9 protein-coding genes are annotated in these 13,084 nt (G+C 50.4%); 8 read left to right on the top strand and 1 reads right to left on the bottom strand.

From position 1 onward, the window contains the following. Positions 1-45 precede the first annotated feature (45 nt). The gene (gene glnE, locus F0316_RS02110; protein ID WP_149560164.1) at positions 46-2,892 is read left to right on the top strand and encodes a bifunctional [glutamate--ammonia ligase]-adenylyl-L-tyrosine phosphorylase/[glutamate--ammonia-ligase] adenylyltransferase; all 2,847 of its coding nucleotides are present in this window, start codon (positions 46-48) and stop codon (positions 2,890-2,892) included. Positions 2,893-2,955: 63 nt separating this feature from the next. Then, positions 2,956-4,386: a bifunctional D-glycero-beta-D-manno-heptose-7-phosphate kinase/D-glycero-beta-D-manno-heptose 1-phosphate adenylyltransferase HldE gene (hldE, locus tag F0316_RS02115; RefSeq protein ID WP_000805771.1), complete on the top strand. Its 1,431-nt coding sequence runs from the start codon at positions 2,956-2,958 to the stop codon at positions 4,384-4,386. A 117-nt stretch (positions 4,387-4,503) separates the two neighbouring features. Here hldE and tolC read toward each other — a convergent pair whose 3' ends face one another. Further along, a complete protein-coding gene (gene tolC / locus F0316_RS02120; protein ID WP_000735334.1) occupies positions 4,504-5,820 on the bottom strand; it encodes an outer membrane channel protein TolC in 1,317 nt (438 codons plus the stop codon). Positions 5,821-6,051: 231 nt separating this feature from the next. On the opposite strand from tolC, the gene nudF reads away from it, so the two are divergent. The 6 genes from nudF (at position 6,052) to parC (ending at position 13,061) form a co-directional block, all read left to right on the top strand. Further along, positions 6,052-6,678 (top strand): ADP-ribose diphosphatase, encoded by a 627-nt coding sequence (gene nudF / locus F0316_RS02125; RefSeq protein WP_149560165.1) that lies wholly within the window; start codon positions 6,052-6,054, stop codon positions 6,676-6,678. A 6-nt stretch (positions 6,679-6,684) separates the two neighbouring features. Further along, positions 6,685-7,131: a DUF1249 family protein gene (locus F0316_RS02130; RefSeq protein ID WP_000080926.1), complete on the top strand. Its 447-nt coding sequence runs from the start codon at positions 6,685-6,687 to the stop codon at positions 7,129-7,131. Positions 7,132-7,161: 30 nt separating this feature from the next. Continuing rightward, complete coding sequence (gene cpdA / locus F0316_RS02135) at positions 7,162-7,974, top strand: 3',5'-cyclic-AMP phosphodiesterase (RefSeq protein WP_170831658.1); 813 nt, start codon at positions 7,162-7,164, stop codon at positions 7,972-7,974. 1 nt (position 7,975) lies between these two features. Next, positions 7,976-8,563, top strand: a complete 588-nt coding sequence (gene yqiA, locus F0316_RS02140) for an esterase YqiA (RefSeq protein ID WP_000126995.1) — start codon at positions 7,976-7,978, stop codon at positions 8,561-8,563. 328 nt (positions 8,564-8,891) lie between these two features. Next, positions 8,892-10,772: a DNA topoisomerase IV subunit B gene (parE, locus tag F0316_RS02145; protein WP_055029068.1), complete on the top strand. Its 1,881-nt coding sequence runs from the start codon at positions 8,892-8,894 to the stop codon at positions 10,770-10,772. Between the two features lie 3 nt (positions 10,773-10,775). After that, positions 10,776-13,061, top strand: coding sequence for a DNA topoisomerase IV subunit A (gene parC, locus F0316_RS02150; protein WP_149560166.1), 2,286 nt, complete (start codon positions 10,776-10,778; stop codon positions 13,059-13,061). Positions 13,062-13,084: the final 23 nt, after the last annotated feature.

The raw sequence follows: 13,084 nt of genomic DNA on the forward strand, positions 1-13,084 counted from the left end.
GAGTTTGCGATATAACTAGTGAACATTCAAAGACAAGGAAGCATCATGTCACTGCCCAGATCGCTTTTACCGACCGCCGAATTGCATTATCAATCACTGATTTCTGAACATCCACACATCGCCAATTGGCCTTCGCCTGTACTGAATCAATTGCGCTATGTACTCGGTTTAAGCCAGTTTGTAGCCCAAACCTTGCAGCGCGATGACCAACTGTGTCAGGTGCTCCCCTCGTTATTAGCCGAGCCAAGCCGTGAGCAAGATTATCGCAGTGAATTAGCGCAGTGGCTCGCCGAGTGTCAGGATGAAGCGGTCGCGCAGAAGCGTTTACGCCAGTTTCGTAACCAAGAGATGGTGTATATCGCATGGCGGGATTTTTGTGCGAGCTGGACATTAGAAGAGAGCCTTTCTCACCTTTCCCAACTGGCGGAAGCGCTGATCTTTGAAAGCTATCAATGGCTCTATCAGCGCTGCTGTCTTGAAATGGGCACGCCTTGTAATGCGCAAGGCGAAGCGCAGCCCATGCTGATCATCGGAATGGGAAAACTCGGTGGCGGTGAGCTCAACTTCTCCTCTGATATCGATCTGATTTTCACTTATCCTGAAAATGGCGAGACGCAAGGCGCGCGCCGTTCGATTGCCAATGCGCAATTTTTCACACGCTTAGGTCAGCGCTTGATCAAGCTACTGGATCAATCCACACCGGATGGTTTTTGTTACCGAGTCGATATGCGCTTGCGCCCGTTTGGTGACAGCGGCCCACTCGCGATGAGCTATGCCGCATTAGAGGATTACTACCAAGAGCAGGGGCGTGACTGGGAACGCTACGCGATGATCAAAGCGCGAGTGATGGGGCGGGAAATGTACCCGCAATACCAAGAGCTGCGCCAGATGCTGCGCCCGTTTGTGTTTCGCCGTTATATCGATTTCAGTGCCATTCAATCCCTACGCCGAATGAAATCCATGATCAGCAGTGAAGTGCGCCGCCGTGGTTTGAGTAACAACATCAAGCTCGGTGCGGGCGGCATTCGTGAAGTGGAATTTATTGCGCAAGTGTTCCAATTGATCCGCGGTGGCCGCGAGCCAAGCCTGCGCAAACGCGGCTTGCTAGAAACTTTGGATGCGATTGCGGAGCTTGAACTGCTAACGCGCGAACAAGTGCAAGATTTGCGTGATGCTTACCGCTTTTTGCGCCGCTTAGAAAACTTGCTGCAAGCGATGGCCGATAAGCAAACTCAAACGTTACCGGATAAAGAAGACGATCAGCTGCGTCTGGCGATCGCAATCGGATTGGCCGACTGGCCAAGTTTACAGCGTGAGGTGAGCGAACACATGCAGCGCGTGCATCGCGTGTTTGCCACCTTGATTGGCGAAGAAGACGAAGAAGAGGAACACACGGTAGCTCGTCATTTCCATGAGCTGTGGGATATGGCGCATAAACCGGACGTGATTGAACACATCATTGAGCAGGATCTTGGGTTGAGCGAAGCAGGTGAGCAAATTCGCACCATCACCCAATTTAAAGATGATCTGGCTAAACGCACCATTGGCCCGCGTGGGCGCGAGGTGCTTAACCGGTTAATGCCGAAAGTGTATCAGGCCGTGTTTGCTCATCCCGATGCAGAATTTGGGTTGTCGCGCGTATTGGCATTGCTGCACAGTATTGCCACACGCACCACTTACCTTGAACTGCTCGATGAGCATCCCGCTGCTTTGGTGCAATTGGTGCGCTTGTGTACCGCTAGCCCAATGATTTCCGAGCAGCTCGCGCGTTATCCTATCTTGCTTGATGAGCTGATTGATCCACAGCATCTGTATAACCCAATTCCATTGGAGTCTTATCAAACCGAGCTGCGGGATTTTCTGGCGCGCATTCCAGAAGAAGATATGGAGCAGCAGATGGAAGGGCTGCGCCAATTTAAGCAGATTTCGATCCTGCGCATTGCCGCAGCAGATATCGCAGGCGTGCTTCCGGTGATGAAAGTGAGTGACCACTTAACCTATCTTGCCGAAGCGATTGTTGAGGCGGTTGTGAGCCAAGCATGGCTGCAAGTGAGCAGTAAATACGGTGAGCCGACCCATCTTAAACATCGCAATGGCCGAGGTTTTGCGGTGGTGGGCTATGGCAAAGTCGGAGGCTGGGAGCTGGGTTATAACTCCGACCTCGACATCGTATTTATGCACGACTGCCCAGTTGAGGTGAACACGGATGGTGAGAAAAGCATTGATGGCCGCCAGTTCTATCTACGTTTAGCGCAGCGCATCATCCATATTTTCTCTACCCGCACAGCCTCGGGCATTTTGTATGAAGTCGATACCAGACTGCGCCCCTCTGGTGCATCCGGTTTGCTCGTGAGTCCAACTGATGCCTTTGATGAATATCAGCGTCAAGAAGCATGGACTTGGGAGCATCAAGCCCTAGTTCGCGCGCGGATGATCTATGGTGATGCGCCGCTGCAACAAGCGTTTGCCAACACACGGCATCAGATTCTCTGTTTGCCCCGAGAGGAGCACAAGCTTAAACAAGAGGTGGTCGAGATGCGGATCAAAATGCGAGATCATCTCGGCGGTAAAAAAGCGGGGCGCTTTATGCTCAAGCAAGATGAAGGCGGGATCACCGATATTGAATTTTTAGCGCAATATCTGGTCTTACGCTTCAGTCATCAACAACCTAAGTTAACGCGTTGGTCGGATAACGTACGCATTTTTGAATCCTTGATGAACCATCAAGTGATGAGCGAGTCACAAGCGCTGGCTCTGACTCATGCCTACACCAGTATGCGCGACCAGATTCATCGCCGTAATTTACTCAATCAATCGGCCGATGTGCGAGATTCACAATTTGTGGTTGAACGTGAACAAGTGATACAAGCTTGGCAGCAGTGGCTCGGTTGAGCACTTCTGCCACCTTGGCGGCTGTGATAAACTCCGCCCCAATCTGAATATTGGAGATTGAGAATGAAACCAGTGCTACCTGACTACAGCAAAGCGGGTGTGTTAATTGTCGGTGATGTCATGCTTGACCGTTACTGGTATGGCCCAACGGGACGTATCTCGCCGGAAGCACCAGTACCTGTAGTGAAAGTAGAGCAGAGTGAAGAGCGTCCGGGCGGTGCCGCTAACGTTGCGATGAACATCGCTTCTTTAGGTGGTCACGCGCACATCATTGGTCTGACAGGGCAAGATGAGCCGGCGAATGTGCTTGCCAACAAGCTAACCTCACTGAAAGTCCATTGTGATTTTGTGGCGCTGCCGGATTACCCGACCATCACTAAATTGCGTGTATTGAGCCGCGGTCAGCAGTTGATCCGTCTCGATTTTGAAGACAAATTCGAAAACACGGATGCGCAGCTTATCTTATCGCGCATGGAAAGTGCGCTACCTAAAGTGCGCGCGGTGATCTTGTCTGACTACGCGAAAGGTGCGTTAGAGCACGTACAGCAGTTTATTCAGAAAGCTAAGGCAGCTGGTGTACCTGTGTTTATCGATCCTAAGGGCAGCGACTTTGAACGTTATCGTGGTGCATCGCTGCTTACGCCAAACATGTCTGAATTTGAAGCTGTGGTCGGCAAAGTCAAATCTGAGCAAGAGCTGGTTGAAAAAGGTTTTGCCCTGATTGAAAAGTTCGATCTCGGCGCATTACTGGTGACTCGTAGCGAACACGGTATGACGCTGCTGCGCCGTGGACTGGAACCTTTCCATTTACCCACCCAAGCCAAAGAAGTGTATGACGTGACAGGCGCCGGGGATACGGTGATTTCTGTGCTTGCGGCGTCGGTTGCGGCAGGTAAAGCGCTGGATGAAGCTTGTGCTCTGGCTAATGCTGCCGCCGGTGTGGTGGTCGGTAAACTGGGTACGTCTACTGTTTCTACCATTGAATTGGCGGAAGCTGTGCACGGCAGCAAAGACACTGATTATGGCGTGATCAGCGAAGATGCTCTGATTGAAGCCGTGAAAAAAGCGCAAGCGCGCGGCGAAAAAGTGGTGATGACCAACGGCTGCTTTGACATTTTGCACGCAGGCCATGTTTCTTACCTTAACCATGCAGCAGAGCTTGGCGATCGCTTAATCGTTGCGGTGAACACCGATGAATCGGTGAAACGCTTGAAAGGCCCTGGCCGTCCGGTCAACAGTACCGATCGTCGTATGGCGGTATTGGCGGGTCTTGGCGCGGTGGACTGGGTCGTGCCATTTAGCGAAGATACACCACAGCGTTTGATCGCAGCCGTACTGCCAAACCTACTGGTGAAAGGTGGCGACTACAAACCAGAAGAGATTGCGGGTGGCAAAGAAGTGATTGCCGCGGGTGGTGAAGTCAAAGTATTGAACTTTGAAGAAGGCTGCTCAACCACCGAAATCATCGAAGCGATCAAAGGTGGTCGTGGTTAACGTGGATTAATAAGTAATATGATACTTATCAACTACTTAAGCGACATATAGCAAAAGGGGCCAAGTGGCCCCTTCATTTATTTCATGATTTATTTCATGCAGCTCAAAAGAGATGGATTACTTCTTCGCGACTTTTAGGCCTGCGTTGACATCCATCACGTCTTGCTCACTCAGAGTACCAATCGCTTGGCGCAGTTGCAGCACACTGAGAATGTAGTCATAGCGAGCATTCGAGAGATTTTTGTTCGCATCATACAGGCGACGTGTGGCATCGAGTACATCGACAATGGTACGCGTACCAACATCAAAACCTGCTTCGGTCGCTTCCAGTGCTGACTTCGCAGAAATCACTGCCTGCTCATAAGCACGCAATGCACCAATTGAAGCGTTGATGTTGTTGTTGTATGCACGCACATCTTTAACCACTGAGCGGTAAGCGGCTTCCAGATCTTGGCTGGCGGCTACATACGCAAATTCAGCTTGTTTGGTCAGTGACGTGGTGTTGCCACCTGTGTACAGCGGCACTTTGAGGTTCACGCCGATTTTGAAATCGTTGTACTCTTCGCCTGAAGTGTTTTTCGCATTGTCGTTGCTATTGTTGCCATAGTTGTAACCACCATCTAAGGTCAGTGATGGCAGATGGCCAGAGCTGGCAAGCGAAATGTTGTCACGTGCGACATCTTGGCTGATACGAGCAGCAAGCAGCGATAAGTTTTGCTGTTGCGCTTTTTCGATCAACGCTTCGCTCGATTCGGTCGTACGACTCGCAGCAAAACGTTTGGTATCGAGCACCGCAAGCTTAGAGTATTCCTGACCCGTAATTTCACGCAGAGCTTCATAGCTATTGGTGAGGCTGTTTTCCGCCAACACTTCATCGGCTAATACACCATCGAATTGTGCCTGTGCATCATGTACGTCGGTAATCGCTGACAAACCGACTTCAAAGCGTTGTTTGGTTTGCTCTAATTGGCGACCCACGGCGGCTTTTTCGGCGCGCACGAATTCAAGGTTATCTTGAGCGCGGAGCACTTCAAAATAAGCCTTCGCCACACGTAAGATTAAGCCTTGTTGCGTGGCAGCGTATTGAGAGTCTGCTTGGCGGGCTTTTTTCTCAGCCGTGTCTAAGCTTACCCAGCTAGAGCGTTGGTACAGTTCTTGTGAAAAGTTGATGCCTGCAGAGAGAAGATCACTTTCGCGTGGGTCTTGATCACTGCGGTTGATGTTGTAACCCGCCGTCAGATTAATTTGTGGTAAAAGGGCACTACGGCTAGAAGTCACCGCTTCAAACGCAGCATCACGTTGAGCCGCTACGCTGAGTAATTGGGGATCATTTTCTTTTGCTTGGTTATAAATCTCTGCCAGGTTTTCTGCCCAAACGGCAGAGCTTAGTGTGCCTAGCGCAGCACTAACAAATAATGGAAGCAGTTTTTTCATCGGTCCTATTCCTGACGTGATGTGAAAGGATTTATTCCTCAAGAGTTTAACTCAAATTGATGGTAATTCACTCGAAACTTTGCACTTTTTTACACTTAACTATCCAACTGTGCAATAAAAATTATGAGCCACTTAAAAAATAAGATAATTTTTATATAAAAAGTTGAGCCATCACTTGGTAGTCGGCAAATTCCACGAGTAAACTATAAAGTTCATCAATAGGAGGTACGAATGCAAGACGCGAATCAGCAGCCAGTCTCTTTTAATAAGAAAGATGTCGAAATCCTTAATAAAGAGACACTGTTTAAAGGCTTTTTCCGCATGGTGAAGTACCGTTTTAAGCATAAACGTTTTGCGGGAGGCTGGAGTGTGCCTGTCGAGCGGGAAATGTTTGAACGTGGCCATGCCGCGGCGATGTTGCCGTACGACCCTATTCGTGACCAAGTGGTGATCATCGAACAGATCCGCGTCGGTGCGCTAGAACATGCACAGCCTTGGCAACTGGAAATTGTCGCTGGAGTGATTGATACCGATGAGAGTGCTGAACAAGTCGTGCGCCGTGAAGCGGTAGAAGAAGCAGGGCTGACTGTAGGCAGAATTGAAAAAATTACCTCTTATTATCCTTCTTCTGGGGGATGTTCTGAAAAATTGGATGTCTTTATAGGTGAAGTCGATTGTTCACAAGCGGGTGGCATTCATGGTTTAGACTGTGAAGGAGAGGACATCAAAGTGCATGTGATGAGTCGGACTGAAGCGTATCAATTGGTCAAAGATGGGCGAATTGAAAATGGGGCATCAATCATTGCCTTACAGTGGTTGGCGCTGAATTATCAGCCATTACAACAGCAATGGCTGTAACGAGTAATGAGTCAATTGACAGTTAAAAAACCGTATCATGTTGATCTCCCTGAATTAATGCGGGTATATGAGACCAACTACGCCAAACTGAATGCTCTGCTGCCTGCGCAGCCGGAGGTCGGAGAGGTGCGTTGTTACCAAGCTGCTCAAATGACCTATCAACTGCAAGTGCTAGAGGTCACAAAGTACACAACTTTGTTGGAGGTCTGTCAAAGTGATGACTTGTCAGTATTTCCATTGCCGACCATGTCTGTCAGGCTGTACCACGATGCTCGCGTGGCCGAGGTTTGCAGTAGTGAACAGTTAGGTCGAGTGCAAGCGCGCTATGATTATCCGAACGAAAACATGGTGCAACCCGATGAAAAAGCGCAACTGAATCGCTTTTTAGGCGATTGGCTGACTTTCTGCCTCAAGCATGGCATCAGTCGCAGTCCAATCACCCTATCACAATAAATAACAGAGTTAGGTTTACCGATTTTGAAAGTGTCGTCTCAATCAGAGGATTCATCAATCAAGCTTATTCAGATCACGGACACCCATTTGTTCGCGGTGGAAGATGGTAGCTTGCTCAGTGTGAATACGGCTGACAGCTTTGCGGCTGTGGTTGCGGCCATTGGTGAAGAGCAGGTCGAATTTGATGCTATTCTCGCCACCGGGGATATTTCGCAAGACCACACACCCGAGTCTTATCAACGCTTTGTGCGCGGTATTCAGCCGCTAAAAAAAGCGTGTTATTGGCTGCCCGGTAATCATGATTACAAACCGAGTATGCACAGTGTACTGCCCACTCAGCAAATTCAAGCCGTTGAACATGTGCTGCTGGGGGAGCATTGGCAAGTGGTGTTACTCGATTCGCAAGTGGTTGGCGTGCCGCACGGCAAACTGAGTGAGCAGCAGTTACAACTGCTGGATAACAAGCTGACCGAGTACCCAGAGCGTCACACTTTAGTGCTGCTGCACCATCATCCGCTCTTGGTGGGAAGCGCTTGGCTTGATCAGCACACACTCAAAGAGAGCGAGCGTTTTTGGGATGTCGTCGCCAAGCACAGTAATGTGAAAGCCATTTTGTGTGGCCATGTGCATCAGGATATGGATCGTATTCACCTTGGCGCGCGTGTGATGGCGACCCCCTCAACCTGTGTGCAGTTTAAGCCTAATTCACAAGATTTCGCGTTAGATAACTGCTCACCCGGCTGGCGTGAATTAACCCTTCACGCGGATGGACAAGTGAGCACCCAAGTGAAGCGACTTAAACAAGGCCGATTTTTACCTGATTTTAACTCGAACGGATACTGATATGACTGCTCGTCCTGCTTTGCTGCTCTACATCCATGGCTTTAACAGCTCACCGTTGTCACACAAAGCGCAAGTGATGCAGCAGTATTGCCAGCAGCACAGGCCTGATATCAAAGTCGTGGTGCCCAAGTTACCAAGCTTTCCAGCGCAAGCGGCGCAGCATCTGTTGTCTGTCGTGGAGCAATATCGCGCGCAATATCGGATCGGGTTGGTCGGTAGTTCATTAGGCGGTTATCTCTCCACTTGGTTAAATGCCCAATTTGGCTTTCGCGCGGTACTGATCAATCCTGCTGTGAAGCCTTACGAGTTATTAGCCGATTTTCTCGGTGAGCAGGTTAATCCTTACACCCAAGAGCATTACGTGCTCGAAGCGTGTCATATTGATGAGTTGAAAGCGCTCGATACGCCAGTGCTGAAACAGCCAAGCGATTTTTGGCTACTGCAGCAAAAAGGTGATGAAGTGCTGGATTATCGACAAGCGGTTGAGAAGTACCAAGCGGCTAAACTGACCGTGGAAGAGGGCGGTGACCACAGTTTTGTGGATTTTGAACGTTACCCAGAGCAGATTATTCACTTCCTTGAACTTTGATTGATGACTGACTTTTGTTGTTTTCGGATTCAATCTGCGTTTTGCTGCGCAAAGCCTCATAAATTTACCTGATCCTTGCGCTGTGCCCTTGACATCAGAGGGCGGCTTCCAGACTATGTTGCCCTTAGACTTTAGCGCCAACTGTGAGGCGGTGTAAGGGCAAAACGCGAGCTTGCTTGGTCAGTGTCCTCTCGCTCCCATCGTTCAGCTTGCTGAAATGAACACCTGAAATAATGCGATTTTTCGCACAAATTATGCACAAAAAATCAGGTTTTCACACGGCGCTGATAAAGTTACCAATCATTGAGCAAATAAAGCATTCCGTATTATGACTGAACAATATAATGCTGGGGCCATTGAGGTTCTCAATGGCTTAGAACCAGTGCGTCGCAGACCGGGAATGTATACCGACACCACGCGCCCCAATCACCTTGGGCAAGAAGTGATCGACAACTCCGTCGATGAAGCGCTGGCCGGATACGCCTCCAAAATTCAGGTAATTCTTCATGCCGATCAATCGCTCGAAGTGATTGATGACGGGCGAGGCATGCCCGTCGATATTCACCCTGAAGAGAAGGTCTCAGGGGTCGAGCTTATTCTGTGCAAACTGCACGCCGGTGGTAAGTTCTCCAACAAAAACTACCAATTTTCCGGTGGCTTGCACGGGGTGGGTATTTCGGTGGTGAATGCGCTCTCCAAACGGGTAGAAGTGGCGGTTCGCCGTGATGGTCAAGTGTATGAAATTGCCTTTGAACATGGCGATAAAGTGACTGAGCTGACGGTTACGGGGACTTGCGGTCGTCGCAATACCGGTACTAGCGTGCATTTCTGGCCAGACACCAAATATTTTGATTCACCGAATTTCTCTGTATCGCGCCTGATTAATAACTTGCGCGCCAAGGCGGTACTTTGCCCCGGTTTAGAAATCATCTTTACCGATAAGGTCAATAACAACGAGCACCGCTGGTTGTACGAAGATGGTCTAAAAGATTATCTGGCCGAAGGGGTGAAAGGTTATACCTTACTGCCGGAAGAGCCGTTTACCGGCGAATTTACTGCGCAAACCGAAGCGGCAACGTGGGCGGTGATTTGGCTACCCGAAGGTGGCGAGCTGATCACCGAAAGCTACGTTAACCTGATCCCAACCGCGCAAGGTGGTACCCATGTCAACGGTTTACGCCAAGGCTTGCTGGATGCGATGCGCGAGTTTTGTGAGTTCCGCAATCTGCTGCCACGCGGGGTAAAATTGACAGGCGAGGACGTGTTTGACCGCTGTGCTTATGTACTGTCGATCAAGATGCAAGATCCGCAGTTTGCTGGCCAAACCAAAGAGCGCCTCTCTTCACGCCAATCGGCGGCGTTTGTCTCCGGCGTGGTGAAAGATGCCTTCAGCTTGTGGCTTAACGAAAAACCGCAACTGGCAGAGCAGTTAGCCGAAGTTTGTATTGCCAACGCGCACAGCCGAATGCGTGCCAGCAAGAAAGTGGTGCGTAAGAAGATCGCTTCAGGCCCTGCCTTACCGGGTAAATTGACCGACTGTACAGTGCAAGACCTTAACCGCACCGAACTCTTCCTGGTGGAAGGGGATTCAGCGGGCGGCTCGGCGAAGCAAGCGCGGGATCGTGAATTCCAAGCGGTGATGCCACTGCGCGGTAAAATCCTCAATACGTGGGAAGTTTCTGCCGATCAGGTATTGGCTTCACAAGAAGTACACGACATCTCAGTTGCATTGGGGATTGACCCTGACAATGATAACCTCGAAGCACTGCGTTACGGCAAAGTCTGTATCCTTGCCGATGCGGACTCGGATGGTCTGCACATTGCGACCTTGCTCTGCGCCCTATTTACCCGCCATTTCCGAGCGTTGGTGAAAGCGGGTCACGTCTATGTTGCCATGCCGCCGCTCTACCGCATCGACTGTGGTAAAGAGGTGTTCTACGCACTCGATGATCAAGAAAAAGAGGGCGTGTTAGAGCGCCTGAGCCAGAAAAAAGCCAAAGTGAACGTGCAACGCTTTAAAGGCTTGGGTGAAATGAACCCGCTGCAATTGCGTGAAACCACGATGGATCCCAACACTCGCCGCTTAGTGCAACTGACCATTGATGATGCTGAAGCGACCGACGAAATGATGGATATGCTGCTGGGTAAAAAGCGTGCGGATGATCGCCGTACTTGGCTGCAACGCAACGGCGATATGGCAGAGGTGTAACGAATGTCTACAGAAATCAGCTTTGATGGCGTTGAACAGCTGCCGCTGCGCAAGTTTACCGAAGACGCTTATCTCAACTATTCGATGTACGTCATCATGGACCGTGCGTTGCCTTACATTGGCGACGGTTTAAAACCGGTTCAACGACGCATCATCTACGCGATGTCTGAGTTGGGTCTCTCGGCATCGGCCAAATACAAAAAATCAGCACGTACCGTGGGTGACGTACTGGGTAAATACCATCCGCATGGCGATTCGGCCTGTTACGAAGCTATGGTGTTGATGGCGCAGCCATTCTCTTATCGCTATCCGTTAGTGGATGGTCAAGGTAACTGGGGTGCACCGGACGATCCGAAATCGTTCGCGGCCATGCGTTATACCGAAGCCAAACTGTCAAAGTTTGCCGAGATTCTGCTTAGCGAATTAGGCCAAGGCACCGTAGATTGGCAACCAAACTTTGACGGCACCATGCAAGAGCCGAAAATGTTGCCAGCGCGTCTGCCGCACATTCTGCTTAATGGTGTCACCGGCATCGCGGTAGGTATGGCGACCGACATTCCACCGCACAACGTGCGTGAAGTGACGGATGCGACGATTCACCTCATCGATAATCCTAACGCGCCGCTGACCGATTTAATGCAGTACGTCAAAGGCCCTGATTTCCCGACTGAAGCGGAAATTATCACCCCAACGGTTGAGCTAGAGAAGATTTACCGCTCTGGCCGTGGCAGCATCAAAATGCGTGCTGTGTGGTGCAAAGAAGGCTCGGATATCGTGATCACCGCGCTGCCGCATCAAGTCTCTGGCGCGAAGCTGCTGGAGCAGATCGCCGCGCAGATGCGTGCTAAGAAACTGCCGATGGTGGAAGACTTACGCGATGAATCGGATCACGAGAACCCAACGCGTATCGTGATCGTGCCGCGCTCAAATCGCGTCGATTGCGATCTGCTGATGAACCACTTGTTCGCTTCAACGGATCTGGAAAAGAGCTTCCGCGTTAACCTGAATATGATTGGTCTCGACAATCGTCCTCAGGTCAAAGGCTTAGTGCAGATCTTGAGCGAGTGGATCTCCTTCCGCCGTGAAACGGTACGCTCACGTTTGCAATATCGCCTCGATAAAGTGCTGGCTCGTTTGCACATTTTGCAAGGTTTGCTGATCGCTTATCTCAACCTTGATGAAGTGATTGAGATCATCCGCAACGAAGACGATCCGAAAGCGGTGTTGATGGCACGCTTTGATCTGACCGATCTTCAAGCGGACGCGATCTTAGATACCAAGTTACGCCACTTGGCGAAACTGGAAGAGATGAAGATCCGCGGTGAGCAAGATGAGCTGGAAAAAGAGCGTAAAAAACTGGAAGAGCTACTCGGCTCTGAACGTCGCCTCAATAATCTGCTCAAAAAAGAGATCAAAGCGGATGCCGACAAGTTTGGCGATGATCGCCGCTCACCATTGGTCGAACGCGAAGAAGCCAAAGCGCTGACCGAGCGTGATTTGATGCCAAGCGAAGCGATCACCGTCGTGCTGTCTGAAAAAGGCTGGATCCGTCACGCCAAAGGTCATGATGTGGATTGCCAGAGCCTGAACTACAAAGCAGGCGATAATTACCTGACCCATGCCTGTGGTAAGAGCAACCAGCAAGCAGTGTTCTTGGGCAGTGATGGCCGCAGTTACTCGCTCGAATCGCACACGCTGCCATCAGCGCGCGGTCAAGGTGAGCCGATCACGGGGCGTTTGAACGTAGCGGAAGGCACCACGATTCGTCAGGTTGTTATGGGCGAAGAAGATCAGCTCTGGTTGGTGGGTTCAGATGCCGGCTACGGCTTTGTGTGTAAAGGCGATGACCTACTGTCGAAAAACCGCAGTGGTAAAGCGCTGATCAATTTGCCAGAAAACTCGGAAGTGATGACGCCACAAGTGATCGCCGATCTCGATAACGATGAGATTTTAGCCATTACTAACCAAGGGCGAATGTTGCTGTTCCCGATTAAGGATCTGCCGCAACTGAGCAAAGGTAAAGGTAACAAGATCATCAACATTCCTGCGGCGAAAGCGAAAACCCGTGAGGAAGTGCTGTCCAACCTGATGGTGTTGCCACAAGGCGCATCGATTACCCTGTATGCAGGCAAACGTAAGCTAGGCTTGAAGGTGAGCGATCTGGATAACTTCCGTGGTGAACGCGGTCGTCGTGGCGCTTTGTTGCCCCGTGGCTTGCAACGCGTGACCGCGATTGAGATTGAAACCTCAGCGGAGCCAGAGTCAACCCCGCATTCGGAAGATGAATAGACTAGAGGAGCCATTTGGCTCCT

The organism is Vibrio cholerae, from assembly GCF_008369605.1.
GTDB classification, from domain to species: domain Bacteria; phylum Pseudomonadota; class Gammaproteobacteria; order Enterobacterales; family Vibrionaceae; genus Vibrio; species Vibrio cholerae.

Bases quoted from the DNA above. Each gene is read 5' to 3' on its own strand.
- hldE (WP_000805771.1), top strand. From the start codon at position 2,956: ATGAAACCAGTGCTACCTGACTACAGCAAAGCGGGTGTGTTAATTGTC.
- F0316_RS02130 (WP_000080926.1), top strand. From the start codon at position 6,685: ATGAGTCAATTGACAGTTAAAAAACCGTATCATGTTGATCTCCCTGAA.
- parC (WP_149560166.1), top strand. From the start codon at position 10,776: ATGTCTACAGAAATCAGCTTTGATGGCGTTGAACAGCTGCCGCTGCGC.
- nudF (WP_149560165.1), top strand. From the start codon at position 6,052: ATGCAAGACGCGAATCAGCAGCCAGTCTCTTTTAATAAGAAAGATGTC.
- yqiA (WP_000126995.1), top strand. From the start codon at position 7,976: ATGACTGCTCGTCCTGCTTTGCTGCTCTACATCCATGGCTTTAACAGC.
- parE (WP_055029068.1), top strand. From the start codon at position 8,892: ATGACTGAACAATATAATGCTGGGGCCATTGAGGTTCTCAATGGCTTA.
- glnE (WP_149560164.1), top strand. From the start codon at position 46: ATGTCACTGCCCAGATCGCTTTTACCGACCGCCGAATTGCATTATCAA.
- tolC (WP_000735334.1), bottom strand. From the start codon at position 5,820: ATGAAAAAACTGCTTCCATTATTTGTTAGTGCTGCGCTAGGCACACTA.